Below are 22,601 nucleotides of genomic sequence, written 5' to 3'. Positions count from 1 at the left end.
ACGCTTGCATCCCTTGCGCGGCTGACCCAATCAGGCTCCAACCGCGCCAGGGATAGCCGATGACCGCCACGACCGACACCACCACCGCCCCGCAAATCACCGGCGCAAGCTGGGCCATGATCGCCACGCTGGGCTTTGTCTGGGGCGGCACGTTCATGGTGACGGAACTTGCGCTGGACGTCATGACACCTTTCTGGATCGCCAGCGCGCGCATCGGTTTTGCCGCATTGCTGACGTTGGCGATCTGGCGCCTGCGCGGCGGCCGATTGTTCCTGACCGCGACGCAAGACTGGCGCAACCTTGCGCTGGTGGGGGTCTTGTCGACCGCCCTGCCCTTCATGGCGCTGGCCTGGGGGCAGCAATACGTGACCTCGGGTTTCGCGGGCGTCAGCATGGCGGCGGTGGCGCTGATCGTGCTGCCATTGGCGCATTTCATGGTGCCCGGCGAACGCATGACCCTGCGTCGCCTTGCCGGTTTCGTCGTCGGGTTCGTGGGCGTGGTGGTGCTGATCGGCCCCGAGGCATTTCGTTCAACCGGCGTAGCGGGCGAGATCTGGGGCCGCATGGCCTGTATCGGGGCGGCCGGGTGTTACGCCCTGTCTTCGGTACTGATGCGCCGCCTGCCCCCCATCGACCCGGTGGGACTGTCGGGCGTCACCCTGCTGATCGGGGCGGTTTTCGTGCTGCCCGTGGCGGTCACGGTCGAAGGCACCCCGGCCAACCCGGGGTTTTACGGTCTTGGCGTGCTGGCCTTCCTGGGGCTGGTGCCCACGGCGGCGGCGAACATGCTGCGGGTTTCGGTCATCCGCACGGCCGGCCCTGTCTTCATGAACCTGACGAATTACCAGGTGCCGCTTTGGTCGATGATTCTAGGCGTACTTCTGCTGGGCGAGCCGCTCTATCCCTCGTTGTTGGTGGCAATGGTGCTGATCCTGTGCGGCGTGGCGCTTTCGCAGTACGGCGCGTTGATGCGGCTTTTCGGGCGCCGGTAGCCCGGCGTCAGGAATGTTCCTCGGCCGCGGTTGCGGCCAATGCCTTGTTGTAGGTTTTCAACGCATCGACATGAAACAGCGCGCCCAACAGCCGCGATTCGCCGTTTTCAACGATGGTGACGGGCAAGAACGGCACGCCCGCGCGCTCGAACAGGGGCATCGCCTCCTCCAGCGTGGCGTTGAAATCCACCGCGATGCCATCCTCGATCATTTCGAGACAGGTTTCCTCGGTCGCGGCGCCCGGATCGCCCGGTTTGCGCATCAACATGCCTGCGCGGAACATCGCCAGCAAATAAGCCTGCGGGCCGGCCGCCAGGTGAACGCCGCGCCGTTCCAGCTGCGTCAGGAAGAACGACCGGTCCACAAGCCGCGATGAAATGGCGGTGGAGATCGACACCGACACCATCACCGCCAGCCCCGTCTGCCAGTCGCCGGTCAGTTCGAACACGATGAGCGTGGTGGAAATCGGCGCCCCCAGCACGGCGGCCGACACCGCCCCCATGCCCGCCAGCGCGTAAAGCGTGTGGCTGCCCGACACCTCGGGAAAGATACCCGTGGCGATCAGCCCAAAGGCCAGCCCCGTCAACGCCCCCACCATGAGCGAGGGTGAAAACACGCCACCGCCCATCCGACCGGCGATCGTGATCGCCACGGCAACGCATTTCAGCACCGCGAAGACGAACGCCTCGTGCCAGAGCAACTGGCCCGTCAGCGCCGCCGAGGTCGTTTCATAACCCACCCCGATGATATGCGGAAACCCCACGGCAATCGCGCCCAGCATCGCGCCGGCAATCGCCGGGCGCATCCATCGCGGCAAGCCGGTGCGCGCCTGCACGAAATTGCCCAGGTCCTCGGCCAGGAAAATCGCCCGCATCAGCAGCACCCCGACCACGCCACAGACCAGCCCCAACAGCAAGAAGGCGGGCAGTTCCTGGTAGAATTGCAGCGTGCTGGCATAGGGCAACGCAAACTCGGTCACGCCGCCGAATTCCAGCCGGTTGATGACCGTGCCCGCCACGCTGGCGATGACGATGGGGGCAAAGGCGTGAACCGCGAAATGGCGCAACACGACCTCGAGCGCGAAAAGCGCACCGGCGATGGGGGCGTTGAAACTGGCCGACACCGCCGCCGCCACCGCGCAGCCCAGCAGGTCGCGCCCGGTGATGCCGTCGGCCTGGATGCGGTTGCTGACCCAACTGGATATCACCCCCGCCATGTGCACCACCGGCCCTTCGCGCCCCGACGACCCGCCCGAGCCCAGCGTGATCATCGACGCCAGCGCCGAACCGATCCCGGCCTTTATCTCGACCCGGCCGTTCTGCATTGCCGCGCCCTCGATCACGTCGGCGACAGACCGCACCCGCCCATCGGGGGTAAAGTAGTTCAGGATCAGCCCGACCACCGTGCCGCCCGCGATGGGGATCAGCACGATCCAGTACCACGGCAGGGTTTCGGCGAAGCTGTGCAACTGGGTGGGGTCTTCGCTGCCGTAAAGCGCGGTTTGCAGCGCGTTGATTCCCTTGCGGAAAAACAGCGCGGCAAATCCGGCGGCCACGCCGATCAGCAACGCGATGAACCAGAATTGCACCTTTGACGGGCCCTGCGCACGCAGGATTGCCCAGCCGTCCTTGATCGACAGGATCATCGCGCACCATTGCTCTGTCAGGATTTGCCGCACGGCGCCCTCTTTTCCCCTGTGTCGACCTGCCCTAGTGTCGCGCGCAACACCCCGGAACCGGAGTAGCCCGATGACCATATCGACCGCGCTGGATGCGCTCTCGCAATTGTTAGGACAACGGTTGAGCCGGTCCAAGCCCGATCTGGACCAACATGCCGCATCCGAGTCATATTATCCGCCTGCCCCGCCCGATGCGGTGGCCTATCCCGACACCACCGAAGAGGTCGCGCGTCTGCTGGCGATCTGCACCGAGCATGGCTGCCCGGTCACAGGCTGGGGCGCGGGCACCTCGCTCGAAGGGCAGGCCCAGGCGTTCTCGGGCGGCGTGGTGGTGGATTTCCGGCACATGAACAAGGTGCTTGAGATCAATGCCGAGGATATGGATGTGCGCGTCCAGCCCGGCTGCACCCGCGAAGAGTTGAACACCGAACTGCGCACGACCGGCCTGTTCTTCCCGGTTGATCCCGGTGCCAATGCCACGCTTGGCGGAATGGCGATGACACGCGCCAGCGGCACGACCGCCGTGCGCTATGGCACGATGCGCGACAACGTGCTGGGCTGCCAGGTGGTGCTGGCCGATGGCCGCGTGATCCGCACCGGCACGCGGGCGCGGAAATCATCGGCGGGCTATGACCTGACCGGGTTGATGGTCGGATCCGAGGGCACGCTGGGGCTGGTCACGGAACTGACGTTGCGCCTGCATGGCCAACCCGAGGCGGTGACGGCGGCGGTCTGCGCCTTTCCCGACATGCACGGCGCGGTGCAGGCGGTGATCGAAACGATCCAGATGGGCGTTCCGATGGCACGGATCGAATTCGTCGATGCCGCGATGGCGCGCATCTTCAACGCGGCAAGCGGCGCCACGATGCCCGAGGTGCCACACCTGATGGTCGAATTCCACGGATCGGACGCGGGCGTGCGCGAACAGGCCGAAACCTTCGGGCAGATCGTGGCCGATCACGGCGCCAGCGGCTTTGACTGGGCCACCCGCCCCGAGGACCGCACGAAACTGTGGGAGATGCGCCACCGCGCGCATTGGTCGACCTTGGCCGGGGCACCGGGCAAGCGCGCGCTGGTGACGGATATTTGCGTGCCGATCTCGGCGCTCGCACGGGCGGTCGAAGACACCGCCGCCGACATCGCCGACAGCCCCGTCAACGGCCCGATCCTGGGCCATGTGGGCGATGGCAATTTTCATGCGATCCTGTTGTTCGACCCCGACGACCCGGCCGAGCTGGATGCGGTCAAGGCGCTGTCGCATCGCATGGCGGAACGCGCGCTGGCCCTGGGCGGCACCTGCACCGGCGAACATGGCATCGGCATCGGCAAACGGGCCTACATGCAGGCCGAGCACGGCGATGGCTGGCAGGTGATGGCCGCGCTGAAGGCGGCGCTGGACCCGCACAACATCCTGAACCCCGGCAAATTGGTGCCGCAAGCGGGTTGAAGCGGGCCCGGGCGGGCCTGCCCTGCAGGCCTGCGCGGCCTTTCCCTTTGCGGCTACATTCGCTAAGTGACCCGGCAAACCCCGGATGACGGAGAGATTACCCCATGGGCATGGACAAGACCTTTGACGCCGCCGAAGCCGAACCGCGGCTTTACGACGCCTGGATGCAGGCCGGTGCCTTTCGCGCGGGCGCCAATGCCAGCCGCGACGAGACATTCACAGTGATGATCCCGCCGCCCAACGTCACGGGCGCGCTGCATGTGGGCCATGCCTTCAACAACACGCTGCAAGATATACTGGTGCGCTGGCACCGGATGCGCGGGTTCGACACGCTGTGGCAACCCGGCCAGGACCATGCCGGCATCGCCACGCAGTTGCAGGTGGAAAAGCAGCTTGCCGCCCAGGGCGAACCGGGCCGGCGCGAACTGGGACGCGAGAAATTCCTGGGCAAGGTCTGGGAATGGAAGGCGCAGTATGGCGGCACCATCGTCCAGCAGCTGCAACGGCTGGGCTGTTCGTGCGACTGGGACCGCAACGCCTTTACCATGGCCGGCGCGCCGGGCGATCCGCGCACGGGGCACGAAAACAGCCCCGATTTCCACGATGCGGTGATCAAGGTGTTCGTGGACATGTTCGAAAAGGGGCTGATCTACCGCGGCAAGCGGCTGGTCAACTGGGACCCGCATTTTGAAACCGCGATTTCCGATCTCGAGGTCGAGAATATCGAGGTCGACGGCCATATGTGGCATTTCAAGTACCCGCTGGCGGGTGGTGAGACCTACACCTATGTCGAGCGCGACGAGGACGGCGCCGTGCTGTTCGAAGAAACGCGCGATTACATTTCGATCGCCACGACGCGGCCCGAAACCATGCTGGGCGATGGAGCCGTTGCGGTTCACCCCAAGGACGAGCGGTACGCGCCGATCGTCGGCAAACTTTGCGAAATCCCGGTCGGCCCGAAAGAGCACCGGCGCCTTGTCCCGATCATCACCGACGATTACCCCGACCCCGATTTCGGCAGCGGCGCGGTCAAGATCACCGGCGCGCATGATTTCAACGACTACGCCGTGGCCAAGCGCGGGGGTATCCCCTGCTACCGCCTGATGGACACGCGCGGGCACATGCGCGACGATGGCGCCCCCTACACCGAGGCCGCCGAGGTAGCGCAGGCCGTGGCGCGCGGGGAAAAGACCCTGACCGAGGCCGAAACCGACGCGCTGAACCTTGTGCCCGATCACCTGCGTGGGCTGGACAGGTTCGAGGCGCGCAACCGCGTGATCGACGAGATCACCGCGGAAGGGCTTGCCGTGATGACCGAATCCACGGATGCGCGGCTGGGCAAGGCGGCCGAAAAAGCCCCGGTGGAACCCTCCGAAGGCGGCGAGATGCGCACCGAGGATCAGAACCTCGTACCGCTGGTCGAGGAAAAGAAGATCATGCAGCCCTTCGGTGACCGCTCGGGCGTGGTGATCGAACCCATGCTGACCGACCAGTGGTTCGTCGACGCGCAAAAGGTGGTCGGCCCCGCGCTTGAGGCCGTGCGCGACGGGCGCACCACGATCATGCCGGAAAGCGGTGAAAAGACCTATTACCACTGGCTGGAAAATATCGAGCCATGGTGCATTTCCCGCCAATTGTGGTGGGGGCACCAGATTCCGGTCTGGTACCTGCCCGGCGAGGAAGAATGGCTGCCCATCTGCGCCGCGACCGAGGCCGAGGCCATCGAGATTGCCCGCAACCGTTTCGTGGATGGTACGGATATCCGTATCGTGGCCGACGCGCAGGAGGCGGTGGCCGTCCTGCAAAATCGCATCGACCATGCCGACACCGGCGATGAAGGGGCCATTCGCCAGTTCGAGGCGCCGCAGGAAATCCCGATGTTCCGCGACCCCGACGTGTTGGATACATGGTTCTCGTCCGGCCTGTGGCCCATCGGCACGCTCGGCTGGCCGGACCAGACCGAGGAATTGAAGAAATACTTCCCCACCGATGTTCTCGTTACAGGCTTCGACATCCTCTTCTTCTGGGTGGCGCGGATGATGATGATGCAACTGGCCGTGGTGAACGAGGTGCCGTTCCACACCGTCTACCTGCACCAGCTGGTGCGCGACGAGAAGGGGCAGAAGATGTCAAAGACCAAGGGGAACGTGATCGACCCCCTTGATATCGTGGACGAATACGGCGCCGACGCGCTGCGTTTCACGATGGCGCAGATGGCCGCGCTTGGCGGTGTGCTGAAACTGTCGAAAGACCGGATCAAGGGCTATCGCAATTTTGGCACCAAGCTTTGGAACGCCTGCCGGTTCGCCGAGATGAACGGTGTATGGGAAGGCCACGCCACGCAAGACACGCCACCCGAGGCCACGGCCACCGTCAACCGTTGGATCATAGGCGAGACAGCGCGCGTACGCGAAACCGTCGACACCGCGCTGGAGGAATACCGCTTCAACGACGCGGCCAACGCGCTTTATTCCTTCGTCTGGGGCCGGGTCTGCGACTGGTATATCGAGTTTGCCAAACCGCTTCTGGCCGAGGACGCGCCCGAGCGCGCCGAAACGCAGGCAGTGATGGCCTGGGTTCTGGATCAGTGCATGATCTTCCTGCATCCGATCATGCCCTACATCACCGAAGAGCTTTGGGGCCAGACCGGCACCCGGCCCAAGATGCTGGTCCATGCCGACTGGCCCGGCTACGGCGCGGACCTGGCCGACCGGGCCGCCGACCGCGAAATGGGCTGGATCATCGGGCTGATCGAAGAGGTCCGCTCGGTTCGGGCGCAGATGCATGTGCCGGCGGGCGCCTACGTGCCATTGCTGGTGACAGGGCTGGGCGATGAGGCGCGCGCGGCCTGGGGCCGCAACGAGGTGCTGGCCCGGCGCCTGGCACGGATCGAAAGCCTGCAAGAGGTGGCCGAGTTCCCCAAGGGCACGGCGACCATCCCGATGGAGGGCGGCACCTTTGGCCTGCCATTGGCGGGTATCATCGACGTGGCCGAGGAAAAGGCCCGGCTGGAAAAGACCCTTGCCAAGCTGGCGAAAGATCTTGGCGGCCTGCGCGGGCGGCTGAACAACCCGAAATTCGTCGAAAGCGCGCCCGATGAGGTGGTGATCGAAACCCGCGAGACGCTGAGCGTGAAGGAAGACGAGGAGGCCCAGATCAAGGCCGCTGTCGCGCGCCTGGCCGAACTGGGCTAAATCGCGTCGTGCGCGACGCGTGTTCGGGCCCTGCGGGGCGCGGGGCAAGGGGGGGCGCTGCCCCCCTCGGCCTGCGGCCTCACCCCCCGGGGTATTTGCGGCAAGAGGAAGCTGCTTGGCATGGGTGACGTGAGGGTGCGAGCTGTTAGAATTTCGGTGCACGCCCTGCCATGTTGGCGGCGATGATCTCCATCTGGTGGGGTTTGCCGATCAGGTCGGCCTGTTCGCGGCTTTCCTCGTAAAGCACGGTTTTCTCATCCGCGCCGCTTTCGGCCACGGCGATCAGGCGCTTTGCGGCGCGGGTACCCGAGGGCGATTTTCCCGCGATGGTTTGCGCCAGCGCGCGCGCGACGCCCTGCGGATCGTCGGAAAGCTCGGTCACCAGGCCCCAATCGACGCCCTGGCGTGCCAGAACCGGCTCGGCCGAATAGGTCATGCGACGCAGGATATCGGAGCGCACGAGCCGCGGCAGGATCACCATGCCGCCCATATCGGGCACAAGGCCCCATTTCGCCTCCATGATCGCCAAGCTGGTATCGGGATGCGCGATGCGGATATCGGCCCCCAGCGCCAGTTGGAACCCCGCGCCGAAGGCGACGCCGTGCAGCGCTGCCACCACCGGCACTGGCACCTTGCGCCAGACCATGCAGACCTCTTGCATGAGGTTGGAGTCTCCATGGGTGCGGGGCATGATGCGGTCATGGGGGTCTTGCGCCGCGAATTTCGCAAAGCTGGCCACGTCGAGCCCGGCGCAGAAACCGCGCCCCTCGCCCGACAGCACCACGGCGCGGATGTCGTCATTGCCGACCAGCGCGGTGCCGGCCTCGACGATGGCCTCGGCCATCTCAGGGTCGACGGCGTTCATCTTGTCGCCCCGTGTCAGCGTGACATGGGCGATGTGATCGGTGATTTCGGTGGTGACGCGGGGCATCGGTTCCTCCCTTTGCGGTTTCGCGCATGATCACCCGAAGGCAGGCCGGCAAACAAGCCTGCCGCTGCGTCGCGCAATCGTGCTTGCCCCCGTGCGCCGGCTTGGTTTATCTGCGCGCATGACCGGATTTCGCCTGACCCCACTTGCCGCCAGCCTGCCCTCGACCGTGCCCTTCGTGGGGCCGGAAACACAAGAGCGCCAAAACGGCCGCCCCTTTCGTGCACGGCTTGGCGCCAATGAAAGCATATTCGGGCCCTCGCCCCGCGCCATCGACGCGATGGAGCGCGCGGCGCGCGATATCTGGAAATACGGCGATTCCAGCAGCCACGACTTGCGCCATGCCCTGGCCCACGCGCAGGGCGTCGCCCCCGAGAACGTGTTGGTGGGCGAAGGGATCGACGGTATCCTGGGCAACCTGGTGCGGCTGACGGTGGCGCCGGGCGATCATGTTGTCACCTCGGAGGGGGCTTATCCGACGTTCAATTACCACGTCGCGGGCTTTGGCGGGACGTTGCACAAGGTGCCTTACGTGAACGATCACGAAGACCCCGCCAGCCTGTTCGAAAAGGCGGCCCAAGTCGGGGCCAAGCTGGTCTATCTTGCCAACCCCGACAACCCGATGGGCACCTGGCACGAGGGCGCCACGCTGCAAAAGGCGATAGACGCGCATCTGCCAGAGGATTGCCTGCTGGTCCTGGACGAGGCCTATATCGAATTTGCCCCCAAGGGCACCGCGCCCCGGATCGACCCGAACGACCCCCGCGTGATCCGCACGCGGACCTTTTCCAAGATCCACGGCATGGCGGGGGCGCGCGTGGGCTATGCCATCGGCGCGCCTGGCCTGATCGGGGCCTTTGACAAGGTGCGCAACCATTTCGGCATGAACCGGGCGGCACAGGACGGCGCGCTGGCCGCATTGCAGGATGCCGATTACGTGGCCGATATCCGCGAGAAAGTGGCCCATGCGCGCGGGCGCATCGCGGCCATCGCGCAGGCGCACGGGCTATCTGCCCTGCCCTCGGCCACCAATTTCGTTGCGGTGGACATGGGCGGCGATCACGTGCTGGCGCGGGCATTCCTGGACGCGTTGAACGCGCGTGGCGTTTTCATCCGGATGCCGGGCGTGGTGCCGTTGAACCGCTGCGTGCGCATCAGTTGCGGGCGCGATGCCGATCTGGACGTGCTCGAGGCAGAGTTCGGCCCGGCACTGGACGCGGCACGACAAAGTTAACTCGTATTTCCCGCGATCCGCGGTACACTTTCCCGGCAGGGAGAGTTGCCATGCGCAATGACGGATTGAACAAGGCCCCGGACTTTACCAATGCCGCGCTGGTGATGGGCGCGGTGAACCTGACATGGATATTTGCCGTGATCTGGGCGCTGTTCGGCATGGGCTGGGTTGTGATCGTGGCCCTGCTGTTGAACCGGGCTATCACCCGGTTTGCAGGAACGAGGCGCGGCTGACACGGGCACGTGTTGCCGCGGGTGTCGGCACCCGCGGCAACACCACTGGCGGTTTACGCGGCCTCGGCGATCACGGCCGTGGCGGCATCGAGCGCGCCGGGCCCATGCGGCACGCCGATAGCCTTGAGCCCCGCGTCGATCGCGCCAAGCACGCCCAGAACCATATGCGCGTTGACGTGGCCCATGTGCCCGATACGGAAAAACCCGTGCCAGGCGGGGTCGCCCGGCTCGGCCATGCCCAGCCCGATTCCCAGCGTTACGCCTGCTTTCTGAGACACCCACTGACGCAGCTCGGTGCCGTGCGGCGGCCCGATACGCAATGACGTTACCGCGTGCGAGCGATACGCCCGGTCGGTCAGGTTGAGTGTCAGCGGCCCCTCCTGCCCCCATGTTTCGCAAGCCGCCCAGATGGCACGGGCCAGCGCGGCGTGACGGGCCCAGACGGCCTCCATCCCCTCCTCATGCAACATGGTCAGCGCCTCGCGCAGGCCGAACAGGTGATGGGTGGGCGCGGTGCCGCCCCAATACTGGTAGAAGTGTTCGGGGTTGGCGCGCGGCGTCCAGTCCCAATAGCGGCTGACACGCGGCATGCGGGCGCGGGCCTCGGCCGCCTTGGGGCTGAAAAAGACAAAACCCAGCCCGGGCGGCACCATCAACCCCTTCTGGCTGCCCGCCACCATGACGTCGACGCCCCAGGCATCCATCTCGAACCGGTCACAGGCGAGCGAGGCGATACAATCGACCATCAACAGCGCCGGGTGCCCCGCCGCGTCGATGGCGGCGCGCACGCCTGCCACGTCGTTGCGGATCGAGGTCGAGGTATCGACATGGGTGACCAGCACCGCCTTGATCCGGCCCTTGGTATCGGAGCGCAGCGACTCTTCGACCCGTGCCGGGTCAAGCGGGGTGGATCTTCCGAAATCGATGATATCGGTTTTCACCCCCAACCCATGCGCCATGTCGGCCCAGCCGTGGGCAAAGCGGCCCGTGGCGGGCACCAGCACCGTGTCGCCGGGTGCGATGACATTGGCCAGCGCGGCCTCCCACGCGGCGTGGCCGTTGCCGATATAGATGGCGGCGTTGTGGCGCGTACGCGCCACCGCGCGCAGATCGGGAATCATGGCGGCGACCATGTCGATCAGGTCGCCCTCGTAGATATTGGGCGCGGCGCGATTCATCGCGCGCAGCACGCGGTCGGGCATCACCGATGGCCCCGGAATGGCAAGGTATTCGCGCCCGTTTGAAAGCGTCATGGCAAGCCTCGTAATAGGTCAACCATGCGACCCTACCGCCGCTGCGCGCGGCGTCAAGCACGCCGGTGAACTTGTCAGCCCCGCGGCCAGCGGATAGGACAGGCCGGCAAGGCAACCGTCAGGGGCAGGCACAGCGTGCAAGACGACAGATCAAGCGACACGGCCCAGAACGCCCCGCATGGCGAAACCTCGCGCGTATTGCTGGGTTGGATCTGGCATACCTACCTGCGCCGCCATCTTGGGCTGGTACTGTTTGCCATGCTTCTCATGGCGGTCGAGGGCGGTATGCTCGGCGCGCTCAGCTACATGATGCAGCCGATGTTCGACAAGGTATTCGTCGAAGGGGACAACGCCGCGCTGTGGTGGGTCGGGTTCGGAATACTGGGCATCTTCGTGGTGCGCGCCATCGCCAACGTCGGCCAGCGGGTGATGCTGTCGGTCGTCGAACAGCGCACCGCCGCCGGGCTGCGCTGTGATCTTCTCGATCACCTGATGACGCTGGATGGCAGTTTTCACCAGACGCATCCGCCTGGCTTCCTCGTGCAGCGCGTGCAGGGCGATGTCGAGGCGGTCAAGGCGCTGTGGACCGCGATCATTACCGGCGCGGGGCGCGATACGATCTCGCTGTTCATCCTGCTGGGTGTCGCGATCAGTGTCGATCCGGTGTGGACGCTGGTGGCCTGTGTGGGCATTCCGCTGATGCTGGTGCCGGCCAGCATGGCGCAACGGTTCGTCAGGCGCCGCGCCCGCGAGGCGCGCGACCTGGGCGCCGGTCTTGCAACGCGGCTCGACGAGGTGTTTCACGGGATCGTGCCGGTCAAGCTGAACCGGCTGGAGAAATATCAATCGGGCCAGTATGGCGCGTTGACCGACAAGCTGGTCCGCGCCGAGGTGCGTGCCCGCATGGGGGCCGCCGCCATTCCCGGCCTGGTCGACCTGATGGCGGGGCTGGGGTTCCTGGGTGTCGTCGTATTCGGCGGCCGCGAGATCATGGCCGGCGAAAAGACGATCGGCGAGTTCATGTCGTTCTTTACCGCGATCGGATTTGCCTTCGAGCCGCTGCGCCGCCTGGGCGCAATCAGCGGTGTCTGGCAATCCGCCGCCGCCGCGCTGGAACGGCTCAAGCAATTGCTGGAGACCGAGGCCACGATCTTTTCGCCCGCGAAACCCGCGCCCGCGCCAACCGGCACGCCCGAGATACGGCTGCAGGATGTACAGCTATCCTACGGGGAAACGCCCGTCTTGCGCGGGGCGACACTGGTGGCCGAGGCGGGCAAGACGACCGCGCTGGTGGGCCCGTCGGGCGCAGGGAAATCGACTATTTTCAACGTGCTGACCCGATTGGTGGATCCGGGCCAGGGCGACGTGACGCTGAGCGGCACCGATGTGCGCCAGATGGCGTTGCAAGACCTGCGCGGCCTGTTCTCGGTGGTCAGCCAGGATGCCGCGTTGTTCGATGAAACCCTGCGCGAAAACATCCTGCTGGGTCGCACCGATGTAAGCGATGCCGAGTTGAAACATGTCCTGGACGCGGCGCATGTGTCGGATTTCCTGCCGAACCTGTCCAAGGGGCTGGACACGCCCGTGGGGCCGCGCGGCTCGGCGCTGTCGGGCGGGCAGCGCCAACGGGTGGCCATCGCCCGCGCGCTTTTGCGCAACACGCCTATCCTGCTGCTGGACGAGGCGACCTCGGCGCTGGACGCGGAATCGGAGCAGACCGTGCAAGAAGCGCTTGACCGGCTGGCCAAGGGTCGCACCACGCTGGTGATCGCGCACCGCCTGTCCACCGTCCGCGAGGCCGACAAGATCGTGGTGATGGACAAGGGCCGGGTTGTCGACGAGGGTACGCATGACATGCTGCTGCAACGCGGCGGAATCTATGCGCGACTGCATGACCTGCAATTCCGCAGCGACGGCCCCACGGCCGAGGCCCGCGCCAGCCGCGCCCTGTTGAAGACAGCCAAGCCCGAAAGTGCGGCCCGCGGACTCTGGGCACGGATCTTTGGGCGTTGACCCGTTGCCCCGCGCCGCGGCGACCATACATAAAAGACAGTGCTGAACGGAGGTCACCATGACGCGCAAGATCTATCGCATCACCGGCACCGACACGCGGGATTTTCTGCAAGGGCTGGTCACCAACGATGTGGCCCGCGTTGACGCGGGCCCGGTCTATGCCGCGATGTTGACCCCTCAGGGCAAGTACCTGGCCGATTTCCTGCTGGTGGCAGACGGTGATGGAATCCTGCTGGATGTGGATGCCACGATCGCCGCCGGGTTCATTCCGCGCCTGTCGATGTACAAGCTGCGCGCAGAGGTCGAGATCGCCGAGACCGATCTGCAGGTCAAACGCGGCACCGGGCCCGCCCCCGAGGGCGCGGTGGCCGACCCGCGCCATCCCGATCTGGGCTGGCGGCTCTACGGGGCCGAGGGCGGCGATGATGGCAGCGATTTCGATCATTTCCGCGTGGCCCATTGCATCCCCGCGTCGGGTATCGAGCTGACGCCTGACAGCTATATCCTTGAATCGGGGTTCGAGCGGCTGAATGGCGTCGATTTCAAGAAAGGCTGCTATGTCGGCCAAGAGGTCACCGCCCGCATGAAGCACAAGACCCAACTGAAAAAGGGGTTGATCACCGTGGCCATCGACGGCGCCGCGCCCGTGGGCACACCGATCACGGTGGATGGCAAACCGGCAGGCACGCTGTTCACGCAGTCGGGCGGGCAAGCCATCGCCTATCTGCGCTTTGATCGTATGCGCGAAGGGATGCAGGCCGACGGGGCCACCCTGTCGCCGTTGTGAGCGAGGCACATGCCGATATTGCCGCGCTTTTGGGGCAACCAGTTGCACGGCTGCACCCCCTGCATGGCGGGGATCTTTCACAGGTCATGGCCGTAACCCTGGCCGATGGCAGCCGCGCGGCGGCCAAGCGCGGGCCGCTCGTCGCAATCGAGGGGCGGATGCTTTCCGCGCTGGCCGATACAGGCGCGCCGGTGCCACGTGTCCTGGGCCAAGCGGGCGATCTGCTCGTGCTGGAGTGGCTGGAGGAATCCCGGCCCCTTCCGGGCGGCTGGGCCGATCTGGGCCACGCCCTGCGCGCGCTGCATGCCCACAAAGGCGAAAGCTATGGCTGGCCCGAGGACTATGCCTTTGGCGCCGCGCCCCTCCGCAATAGCCGTACCTCCGATTGGCCCGCGTTCTGGGCCGAAAACCGGCTGCTTGCCCTGCTGCCCGACGACCCGGCACTTGCCCGGCGGATCGAACGGCTGGCGGCCCTGCTGCCCGACCTGCTGCCCGGCGCGCCGCCTGCGGCCCTGCTGCATGGCGACCTTTGGCCCGGCAACGTGCTGTTTGCCGGGCCTCGTGCCTGGCTGATCGACCCGGCCTGTTACCACGGCGATGCCGAGGTGGACCTAACCATGTTGCATCTTTTCGGCCAGCCCGGCCCGGGCTTTGCCGATGCTTACGACCGCTGCGCCCGGGCTGGCAGGCGCGCCGGCCGATCTACGCGCTATGGCCTGCGCTGGTGCATCTTCGGCTTTTCGGGGCGGGTTACAGCGGGCTGGTGGCCGGACTGTTGGAGGAGTGCGGCGTCTGAAGCCGCTTTTCGAACCTTTCACCGCGTATCAGGGCACCGGCCCCACACATCAAGGCCGCGCAACCGGGCTTGCGATGGATCGGGCAGCCCCACCCCGCGGCCCCGGCGCGCGCGATTTCCATCTCGAACCGGGCGATCAGTCGGCGCGCCATCCCATGCCTGCGGAAATTCGGCTCGACCTGGACATGATCCAGCACCGCCAAGCGGCCCGCACTTTCGGGCGCCGCATCGCATGCCTTTGACCAAGACCAGATCAAGTAGCCGCGCGGCACGCCCTGCAAACGGTAGACGAGCATTTGCGCGCCCTGCCCCATCGCGCGCTGCAAACGCGGTGCCTGCAGCGCGCCCGGCCCGTGCAGCATATCTGCCAGCGCGAGAATATCGGCTTCACTTGCAAGATCGATCATTGAAAAAGGCCTCCTGGCTTGCGCCGGAGGCCCTTCATCTGTCCTGTAACACCCCCGGCTGGTTACGGGGTATGTGCGCACGAACCCCGAGGTCAGGCGCGCTCGGCATATTCCATGGTTTCGGTGTTGACGATGATCGCCTCACCCTGCCCCACGAAGGGCGGCACGGTGATGCGCACGCCATTGTCCAGCAATGCCGGTTTGAAACTGTTGGCAGCGGTCTGCCCCTTCACCACCGGCTCTGTCTCTTCGATGGTGCAGGTCACCTTTTGCGGCAGCGTGGCATTCAACGCCTCGTCCTCGTGAAATTCCACGACGATCGTCATGCCATCCTGCAGGAACGGACGCCGTTCGCCCAGGATATCGGCGGGCAGTTGCACTTGGTCATAGGTTTCGGTGTCCATGAAGATCAACTGGCCCGAGTCCTCGTAAAGGAACTGCATGTCCCTCTGTTCAAGGCGGACACGCTCGACCTTGTCGGCGCTGCGGAATCGCTCGTTCAGCTTCGAACCGTTTCGCAGGTTCTTCATCTCGACCTGGGCAAAGGCCCCGCCCTTGCCGGGCTTCACATGGTCGGCCTTGACCGCGACCCACAGGCCACCGTCATGTTCCAGCACATTGCCGGGTCGAATCTCGTTTCCGTTGATCTTGGGCATTCTGGCGTAACCTTGGCAAAAGGTTGAAGTGACTTTGACGGCACCTATATCTGGCGTTGCACCTGCTGACAAGACGACGAAATGTCGTGCTGCATGTGCAGAAAACTTGCGCCAGGTGCATGGCAGGCATGCATTATCGGCCTATCCGAATCGTGTGCGATCTGTCACAAGGGACGCCACGCCAGAATTGCAAGTGCAATAAAATAAGGACGAAACATGAAAGATTTCGTTGACGGTACGGCTTTCAACAATGAGCAAGGAAACCGGGCCCGCAAACTGTTCGCAGCCGTTGTGTTGGCTGCCTTGGATGACGCCATCGCCGATGACAAGAAATACGGCAATGGCCCCGAGCAAATCGCCCGCTGGGCACGCTCGCGCGATGGGCGCGAGGTGCTGAGCTGTGCGGGTATCGACCCGAACGAGCGGGTCGTGCAGGGTCTGATGGATTTCGTGGGCCGCGGGGTGCGCACCTCGGTCGCGCTGTCGCGTGAGGAAAGCGAGCGCCGCAACGCCGCCCAGCAGGCCGAAGCCGCCTGACAACTGGCGTGACCACACTGCAAGAGACGGCGCGCCGCAACGGCGCGCTTTTTCTTTTCCGGGCGGATCACAGATGACGCGCGCGTTGATGATTCAGGGCACCGGCTCGAACGTCGGAAAGTCACTGCTGGTGGCCGGGCTGGTACGCGCCTGTGCGCGCCGCGGGATGCGGGTGCTTCCGTTCAAGCCTCAGAACATGTCGAACAACGCCGCCGTCACCGCCGATGGCGGCGAGATCGGGCGCGCGCAGGCCCTTCAGGCCCGCGCGGCAGGCGTTGCGCCCCACACCGATATGAACCCTGTTCTGTTGAAACCCGCCTCGGAAACCGGCGCACAGGTGATCGTGCAGGGCCAGTGCCTGACCACGACCGAAGCCCGTGACTACGGCACACTGCGCGAGCGGTTGCTGCCCGCTGTAATGGACAGCTTTGCCCGGCTTGGCAGCCGCGCCGACCTGGTGCTGGTCGAAGGTGCGGGCAGCCCCGCCGAGGTAAATCTGCGCGCGCGCGACATCGCCAACATGGGCTTTGCACGGGCAGCCGAGGTTCCGGTACTGCTGGTGGGCGATATCGACCGGGGCGGTGTCATTGCGCAGATCGTGGGCACGCACGCGGTGCTCGACCCCGGCGACCGTGCTATGATCCGGGGGTTCGCGATCAATCGCTTTCGCGGCGACCCAAGGCTGTTCGATGACGGCTTGCCCGTGATCGAACGCGCCACGGGCTGGCCCGGTTTCGGGGTCGTGCCATGGTTCGACGAAGCGTGGCGCCTTCCGGCCGAGGACGTGATGGATATCGAGACGCGGCGAGGCAGCGGCACCGGCATCGTTGTCGCCGTGCCCCGCCTGCCCCGCATTGCAAATTTCGATGACCTCGACCCGTTGGCAGGAGAGCCGGGCGTCGACCTTCGGTTGATTGCACCGGGGCACCCTTTGCCGGGGGATGCGCGGCTGGTGCTGTTGCCCGGTTCAAAGGCGACCATCGCCGATCTTGCCGCGTTTCGCGCCGCCGGCTGGGACATTGACCTGGCCGCTCATATACGGCGCGGCGGGCATGTGCTGGGCCTGTGCGGCGGCTACCAGATGCTGGGGCGCAGCATTGCCGACCCGGACGGGCTGGAGGGGCCGTCCGGCACGGTCGACGGGTTGGGGCATCTTGATGTTGCGACCGTTCTGCACCCGAAAAAGCACCTGTCATTGACCCGGGCCACCTACATACCCACCGGCGACCGCGTCGCGGGCTACGAGATCCACATGGGCCAAACCGAGGGGCCGGGCCGCGCCCGCGCATGGCTGCGCCTTTCGGATGGAACGCTGGAGGGGGCCACCGGCGCCTCGGGGCGCGTCCTGGGCAGCTATATGCACGGGCTGTTTTCCGATGACGGGTTTCGCGCGGCGTATCTGGCACGCCTTGGCGCCCAGTCAGACCTGTCTTACGAAGACCGGGTCGAAGACACGCTGGACGCACTTGCCACGCATCTCGAGGCAAATCTGGACATCGACGGAATTTTGCGGCTGGCCGCGCCGATGGTCTGATTGTCAGTCAAGCTCTTGCGCGGAAAGCGCGCGGTGGATTTCCCGCCGAACCAGCTTGCGCACGTTGCGCGTGATGCGTTCACCCAGCGCGCCCTGCAATTCTTGCCGAACGATATCGGCCACCAGTTCGCGCAGCGCCTCTTCGTCGAGCACCGCGTCGTCGCCCGCCAGAAAATCGAAAACTTCGTCATTCTGCGCGTCTGATTCCCGCGCGCTACCCTGTGCGGCCGCATGATCAGCAGCCGGTTCTTCGGTCTGCGGGTCATCCTGCGGCGCGGTCATCTCCGGCGCGGAGGCAGTATCGGTCACCGGCGGCTCTTCGCCATGCGCGCGCGCCGCATCGTAGAGCGTGCCAGCCCATTCTTCTGCCCTGTCGCCTTCGTTGCCTTGGGCGTGGTCTTCCCATTCCAACAGCTCGGCCGCGTCATCGGCTTGTGACGCTTCGGGTTCATCTTGATGGCCCTGGTCGTCAGCGCGATATTCTTCGCCGGCAACGAAGGCGTCGATCAGATCCTGGGCGTCTGTAACCGAGGACTGTGCAGCATCGGCAGTATCCGCCTGCGGCGCGGCATCAGGCGTTTCCGCATCTTGGGCTGCCTGTTCTTCGGGGGGCGCCGCCTCGGGCATCTCGGGCTCGGCGGCCATATTTCCAGCCTCGTCCTGCTGGTCGTTCGAGGGGACGCGCAGCGCGGGTGTCAGCAGCAGCTTGTCCGGCTCTGCCTCGGACCGTCGCAAGGGAACATCGCGAGATTCCTCGGACACCAACCGGCGAATCGAAGAAAGAACATCTTCGATATCCGCGCTTTTCAAGGGGTCTGACATGCCTGTGCCACCTTCTCTGCTCTGGTTTGAGCTTACCCGCAGCGCAGCCATCGCACAACCGATGCTTGGAACTTTACTCTTTGCCCAGCTTCTGAAGCACACGGTCCAATTGGCGGCCCTGCTCGCTGATCGCGCTGGGGGCATCCTTGACCATGTTGTAATAGGCGGCCGGGTCATATTGCGGCACGTCCAGGTTCAACTGGTCTACCGTCAGCAGCCCCATCGCCGAAAGCAGGGCGTAATATGCCTTGTACTCGTTCGAGGCGGCGGTGATCCTGTTGGCCTGCGCATCCAGCAGATCCTGTTCGGCATTCAGCACGTCCAGCGTTGTACGTGCGCCCAGCGTGGCCTCTTCTCGCACGCCGCGAAAGGCCACGCGCGCGGCCCGAATCTGTTCATCGACGGCCCGCAGCGCGGCTTGTGCCACCTGCACGCGGGCATAGGCGGTGCCCACGTTCTGCGCGATAACCCGCTGGGTATCGAGCAACTCCCCCCGGCGCGCATCGCGCTGTGCCATTGCCTTGCGCGCCTGCGCCATCAACTGACCGCCCTGGTAGATCACGCCGCCGGTTTGCACCCCGACCGAACCGCCGCGCGTGTAATTGTCGTTGCCGAACCCCTCGCTCACGCTCAGCCGCCCGGTCAGCTTCACCTCGGGCGCCGTCGCGCGGCGCGCCAGCAGCACGCCCAGGTCGGCCGCCGTCACCTGGGATTGAAGGCTCTTGATATCCGGGTGCGCGCGCACTGCCACGGCCTTGGCCGCCTCGACGGTGCGCACCGGCATCTGCATCGACGGTGGTTGCGTCAGGTTGCCAGGCGCACGGCCCACCGTGGCGCGAAATTCCTCGATCGCGATGGCAAGATCGCCCTCGGCCTGGGCCAAGTTGCTGCGCGCCTCCGCCAGGCGCGCCTCGGCCAGGGCCACGTCCGTGCGTGTCACTTCGCCCACTTCGAACCTGTCACGCGCCGCCCGCAATTCCTCGCTGATGACGCGGATGTTGTTGCGGCGCAGCTGCACGATTTCATACGTGCTGCGCACGTCCATGAAGGCGTTGACCGCACGCTGCAAAACCAACTGCTCGACCGAGATTAACGCCTGCCGCGTGGCCAGGACGGTTTCCTTGGCGATATCGACGTTCAACCTGGATCGTCCGCCATCCCACAGCACGATTTCAGCGTTCAGCGCGATCGAGGCAGATGTCGCCTCGTTGTTGCGCACCACCCCGAGATTACGCGTATCACCAAATGTTCGCGTGATGTCGCCCACCCAGTTCACGACCGGCCGCAGCGAAGACACGGCAATGGCCACGTCCTCGTCGGCGGCGCGCATGACGGCGCGGTTCTGATCAAGCAGCCCGCTGTTGCGATAAGCATCGGCCATGGCGTCGGCCAGGCTGTCGGCGCGCGCGCCGCCCGTTGTCATGGAAACGGCCAGCACGGAGACCAGAATACCGGCTTTGACTTTTCTAAGAAGGGTCACGCTGTGCTCCTGACAAGGGTCTGACAACTGGAATAACTCAAAGGGTGAACGCCGTGTGCCGCTCGAACCCGGGCAGAACGGGCGCGCCGGCATTGAAGGCATCGCGCCAGGACATCACGCCGTCGACCTTGTAGCCGATTCGCACGGTCCCCATGACGCCTTCGTCAAACAGGCAGATGATGCGACCGCCATCCTTGAGCTGTTCAATGATCTGGTCCGGCAGATGGGCAACGGCCCCCTGCAACAAGATCACGTCATAGGGGCCATGTTGCGCCGCGCCCTCGGCCAGCGGGCCGACATGCACGACAACGTTGTCGGCCTCGGCCTCGGCCAGCGCGGTCTGTGCCTCCTGCGCCATGGTCTCGTCTTCCTCGACGGCCACGACAGCCTCGGCCAAACGCGAAATCACCGCCGCCGAATACCCAAGCCCGATGCCGATATCCATGACCAGCTCATCGGGCTGGATATCCAGCGCATCGAGCATTTTCGACAGCGTGCGCGGCTCAAGCAAAACGCGACCGCCACCGATATCGACATTCTCGCCGACATAGGCAGTTTCGCGCTTTTCGGCTGGCACGAAATCCTCGCGCGGGACGGCCATGATCGCGTCGATCACGTTGAATTTCGTTACATCATTGGGGCGGACTTGGGTGTCGACCATCACGGTGCGACGCGTGGCAAAATCGGTCATGGGGCCAAACCTTTGCATTCATGGTTCAGGATCGTTTTGTCACATCGGGGCCATGGCGGCAACGGCCAAGGCATGCGCATTTCGACGCTGGGCGGTGTTTAAGGCACTTGCAAGGCTCAGAACAATCCGATACCTCCGCAGCACCACCCGGATGGCGAGTTGGCGGAGTGGTGACGCAGCGGATTGCAAATCCGTGTACACCGGTTCGATTCCGGTACTCGCCTCCAATAAAATCAATGACTTGCGTCATTTTCGACCTCCTTCGCCGTTGATTTTGAAACAATCGTTGAAACTTTCATGGTTCGTTCTTTTCGCGCGCCAGTCGGTTCCGAGCCTCCTGAGCGCGGCTTGCGAGCTCTCGTTGCCGGACCTGGCCGCCATATTTCTTCAGCATCTCAACGCCAGAATGTCCGGTCACGGACTTGACCATCTCGTCATCGCAGCCAGCCAGATAGAGCTCGATCGTCGCGTTTTTGCGTAACCCGTGGGTCTTGTATCGCGCGGCGTCCGCGTGCTTCATCCGCGCCTTTATCGCGCGCATTTCCTGAGCAATCGTCCGGTAGCTGACGGACTGACCATTGTCGGTGACTAGGCGTCCCTCTCGACGTTCCAAGCCTTGCAGATAGTCACTCAGGCGATCCGTAAGTGGGATCCATAGCGGTTTATTCGTCTTGCCTTGAGTCAGGTCGAAGCCGTCGTTCGCAACGTTAGCCCACTCCATCTTGAGGACGTCGCCGATTCTCTGTCCGGTCCCAAGGCAAAGCTCGTAGACAAGGCGCGCCCGCGGAGTTGCGAGCCATTCAAACTCATCCCGCACATCATCTGGCCAAGGCTCCCACCCATCGCTTTGCTGTTTGAAAAGCGGGATTCCCTTTGCCGGGTTGTCGAGATCAAAACTGAGGATCAACAGGCGGTTCTGTCGATCCATCGCACCCGCGATCTGGCTGTCCGGCAGCGCACCCAGATGGTCAACATGATCCGCAGCTTACTACGCGAGTTTGGGCATATTCTGCCGATTGGGATTGAGGCAGTCACAGCGTTCGCCAAGCGCCATCTGGATGGAGATCACCCGGACATGCCGGATATCGCAAACGGCATGCTCGGCATGCAGTGCTATCAGTTCATTGGCTTGAACGAGCGTATTGCGGGTTACACGAAGATGATCGAGCAGCATGCGATGCTGAGCACAGACGCACGCCGACTGATGCGCATGCCTGGTATCGGGCCGATCACAGCCTCAGCGATTGTCGCCACGATCGGGGACGCAAAGCAGTTCCGCACAGGGCGTGATCTGGCAGCCTGGCTCGGACTGACCCCTCTCAACAAATCCAGCGGCGGCAAGGAACGTTTGGGCAAGATTACGAAGCAGGGTGATCGATACATTCGCAAACTTCTGGTCGTGGGCATGACGTCTCGCGCTGTCATGGCGAAACGTTCGCCAGAGAAAGTCGATCTCTGGACGGCGAAGATCATCGCAGACAAACCATTCCGATTGGCAACAACCGCCATGGCCAACAAGGCCACTCGGGCCATCTGGGCGATGCTCACGAAGAAACAGGAATACCGGCAGCCTGCGTTCTAATCGCGCCGACTGCCCATGAGATGCAAGACGTTGAAGTGATGATGCGAAAATAAGTCAACCAAGAGCAAGGACACTCCGGGAATGGCAGCGGCCCTTTGAGGTCGATAAGCCGATTGGAACCTCGCTTGCGGAATTCATCAGGGCCAGTGGAACACCACCACACAAACAGGCCGGACAGACGACAGTACTGACAAAAATGACCGCAGAAATCGCCAAAAAACTCTTGCAATGCAGGAGCCACCCACAGATGCCTTCCACCCGCCACGCCCATGCCGCAGCGCAGCTTCACCAGAGCGGCCATTCGTCCATGGTGCAGCATTTTCAAAGGACGAAGGTC

The 22,601-nt window shown here is 64.5% G+C and carries 20 protein-coding genes, 1 tRNA gene and 1 pseudogene; 12 read left to right on the top strand and 10 right to left on the bottom strand.

From position 1 onward, the window contains the following. Positions 1–59 precede the first annotated feature (59 nt). Positions 60–992: a DMT family transporter gene (locus M8744_RS09325; protein ID WP_251413955.1), complete on the top strand. Its 933-nt coding sequence runs from the start codon at positions 60–62 to the stop codon at positions 990–992. A 7-nt stretch (positions 993–999) separates the two neighbouring features. Here M8744_RS09325 and M8744_RS09320 read toward each other — a convergent pair whose 3' ends face one another. Then, positions 1,000–2,637, bottom strand: coding sequence for a chloride channel protein (locus M8744_RS09320; protein WP_251414688.1), 1,638 nt, complete (start codon positions 2,635–2,637; stop codon positions 1,000–1,002). Between the two features lie 103 nt (positions 2,638–2,740). On the opposite strand from M8744_RS09320, the gene M8744_RS09315 reads away from it, so the two are divergent. Together M8744_RS09315 and M8744_RS09310 are read left to right on the top strand one after the other, a co-directional pair. After that, positions 2,741–4,117, top strand: a complete 1,377-nt coding sequence (locus M8744_RS09315) for an FAD-binding oxidoreductase (RefSeq protein ID WP_251413953.1) — start codon at positions 2,741–2,743, stop codon at positions 4,115–4,117. Between the two features lie 104 nt (positions 4,118–4,221). Continuing rightward, complete coding sequence (locus M8744_RS09310; RefSeq protein WP_251413944.1) at positions 4,222–7,311, top strand: valine--tRNA ligase; 3,090 nt, start codon at positions 4,222–4,224, stop codon at positions 7,309–7,311. A gap of 145 nt (positions 7,312–7,456) precedes the next feature. On the opposite strand, the gene M8744_RS09305 is transcribed toward M8744_RS09310, so the two are convergent. Next, on the bottom strand, positions 7,457–8,242 hold the full coding sequence (locus tag M8744_RS09305; protein ID WP_251413933.1) for a crotonase/enoyl-CoA hydratase family protein: 786 nt from the start codon (positions 8,240–8,242) through the stop codon (positions 7,457–7,459). Between the two features lie 118 nt (positions 8,243–8,360). On the opposite strand from M8744_RS09305, the gene M8744_RS09300 reads away from it, so the two are divergent. Continuing rightward, positions 8,361–9,473, top strand: coding sequence for a pyridoxal phosphate-dependent aminotransferase (locus M8744_RS09300; RefSeq protein ID WP_251413930.1), 1,113 nt, complete (start codon positions 8,361–8,363; stop codon positions 9,471–9,473). A gap of 50 nt (positions 9,474–9,523) precedes the next feature. Then, positions 9,524–9,706, top strand: coding sequence for a hypothetical protein (locus M8744_RS09295; protein ID WP_251413928.1), 183 nt, complete (start codon positions 9,524–9,526; stop codon positions 9,704–9,706). A 53-nt stretch (positions 9,707–9,759) separates the two neighbouring features. Here M8744_RS09295 and M8744_RS09290 read toward each other — a convergent pair whose 3' ends face one another. Continuing rightward, positions 9,760–10,959: a pyridoxal-phosphate-dependent aminotransferase family protein gene (locus tag M8744_RS09290; protein ID WP_251413925.1), complete on the bottom strand. Its 1,200-nt coding sequence runs from the start codon at positions 10,957–10,959 to the stop codon at positions 9,760–9,762. A gap of 135 nt (positions 10,960–11,094) precedes the next feature. Between M8744_RS09290 and M8744_RS09285 the strand changes: the two genes are divergently transcribed. From M8744_RS09285 to M8744_RS09275, 3 genes and pseudogenes are all read left to right on the top strand, one after another. Further along, the gene (locus M8744_RS09285) at positions 11,095–12,972 is read left to right on the top strand and encodes an ABC transporter ATP-binding protein (protein WP_251413923.1); all 1,878 of its coding nucleotides are present in this window, start codon (positions 11,095–11,097) and stop codon (positions 12,970–12,972) included. Between the two features lie 58 nt (positions 12,973–13,030). Further along, positions 13,031–13,759: a CAF17-like 4Fe-4S cluster assembly/insertion protein YgfZ gene (ygfZ, locus tag M8744_RS09280; protein ID WP_251413921.1), complete on the top strand. Its 729-nt coding sequence runs from the start codon at positions 13,031–13,033 to the stop codon at positions 13,757–13,759. An 86-nt stretch (positions 13,760–13,845) separates the two neighbouring features. Next, positions 13,846–14,388 (top strand): annotated as a pseudogene (locus M8744_RS09275) (fructosamine kinase family protein); the annotation flags it as partial. Between the two features lie 121 nt (positions 14,389–14,509). Here the strand turns inward: M8744_RS09275 and M8744_RS09270 are convergent. Next, the gene (locus M8744_RS09270) at positions 14,510–14,962 is read right to left on the bottom strand and encodes a hypothetical protein (RefSeq protein ID WP_251413919.1); all 453 of its coding nucleotides are present in this window, start codon (positions 14,960–14,962) and stop codon (positions 14,510–14,512) included. A gap of 92 nt (positions 14,963–15,054) precedes the next feature. Then, positions 15,055–15,618 (bottom strand): elongation factor P, encoded by a 564-nt coding sequence (gene efp, locus M8744_RS09265; protein ID WP_251413917.1) that lies wholly within the window; start codon positions 15,616–15,618, stop codon positions 15,055–15,057. 216 nt (positions 15,619–15,834) lie between these two features. On the opposite strand from efp, the gene M8744_RS09260 reads away from it, so the two are divergent. Both M8744_RS09260 and M8744_RS09255 read left to right on the top strand, forming a co-directional pair. Continuing rightward, a complete protein-coding gene (locus M8744_RS09260; protein ID WP_251413915.1) occupies positions 15,835–16,155 on the top strand; it encodes a DUF6280 family protein in 321 nt (106 codons plus the stop codon). A gap of 73 nt (positions 16,156–16,228) precedes the next feature. After that, positions 16,229–17,689 carry a cobyric acid synthase gene (locus M8744_RS09255; protein ID WP_251413913.1) on the top strand — a complete coding sequence of 487 codons (1,461 nt, stop codon included), beginning with the start codon at positions 16,229–16,231 and terminating at the stop codon, positions 17,687–17,689. Positions 17,690–17,692: 3 nt separating this feature from the next. Here M8744_RS09255 and M8744_RS09250 read toward each other — a convergent pair whose 3' ends face one another. The 3 genes from M8744_RS09250 to M8744_RS09240 all read right to left on the bottom strand — a co-directional run bounded on the left by M8744_RS09250 (position 17,693) and on the right by M8744_RS09240 (position 20,682). After that, positions 17,693–18,511 carry a hypothetical protein gene (locus M8744_RS09250; protein ID WP_251413910.1) on the bottom strand — a complete coding sequence of 273 codons (819 nt, stop codon included), beginning with the start codon at positions 18,509–18,511 and terminating at the stop codon, positions 17,693–17,695. Between the two features lie 73 nt (positions 18,512–18,584). Further along, positions 18,585–19,991, bottom strand: coding sequence for a TolC family outer membrane protein (locus M8744_RS09245; protein ID WP_251413907.1), 1,407 nt, complete (start codon positions 19,989–19,991; stop codon positions 18,585–18,587). A 37-nt stretch (positions 19,992–20,028) separates the two neighbouring features. Further along, entirely contained in the window at positions 20,029–20,682 is a 654-nt protein-coding gene (locus tag M8744_RS09240; RefSeq protein WP_251413904.1) for a protein-L-isoaspartate O-methyltransferase family protein, read from the bottom strand. 153 nt (positions 20,683–20,835) lie between these two features. Here M8744_RS09240 and M8744_RS09235 point away from each other — a divergent pair. Further along, positions 20,836–20,909: transfer RNA gene (locus tag M8744_RS09235), tRNA-Cys, on the top strand. 68 nt (positions 20,910–20,977) lie between these two features. Here the strand turns inward: M8744_RS09235 and M8744_RS09230 are convergent. After that, positions 20,978–21,610: a tyrosine-type recombinase/integrase gene (locus M8744_RS09230; protein ID WP_251413901.1), complete on the bottom strand. Its 633-nt coding sequence runs from the start codon at positions 21,608–21,610 to the stop codon at positions 20,978–20,980. Here M8744_RS09230 and M8744_RS09225 point away from each other — a divergent pair. After that, positions 21,530–22,264: an IS110 family RNA-guided transposase gene (locus tag M8744_RS09225; RefSeq protein WP_251413885.1), complete on the top strand. Its 735-nt coding sequence runs from the start codon at positions 21,530–21,532 to the stop codon at positions 22,262–22,264. The two genes, M8744_RS09230 and M8744_RS09225, sit on opposite strands and share 81 nt — an antisense overlap. Here the strand turns inward: M8744_RS09225 and M8744_RS09220 are convergent. After that, a complete protein-coding gene (locus M8744_RS09220) occupies positions 22,227–22,565 on the bottom strand; it encodes a hypothetical protein (RefSeq protein WP_251413869.1) in 339 nt (112 codons plus the stop codon). The two genes, M8744_RS09225 and M8744_RS09220, sit on opposite strands and share 38 nt — an antisense overlap. Positions 22,566–22,601: the final 36 nt, after the last annotated feature.

Origin of the sequence: Lutimaribacter degradans, from assembly GCF_023703375.1 — a bacterium.
In the GTDB taxonomy this organism is placed as follows: Bacteria; Pseudomonadota; Alphaproteobacteria; order Rhodobacterales; family Rhodobacteraceae; genus Lutimaribacter; species Lutimaribacter degradans.
The sequence above is the reverse complement of the archived record's forward strand: the minus strand, read 5'-3'. Positions and strand labels throughout refer to the sequence as shown.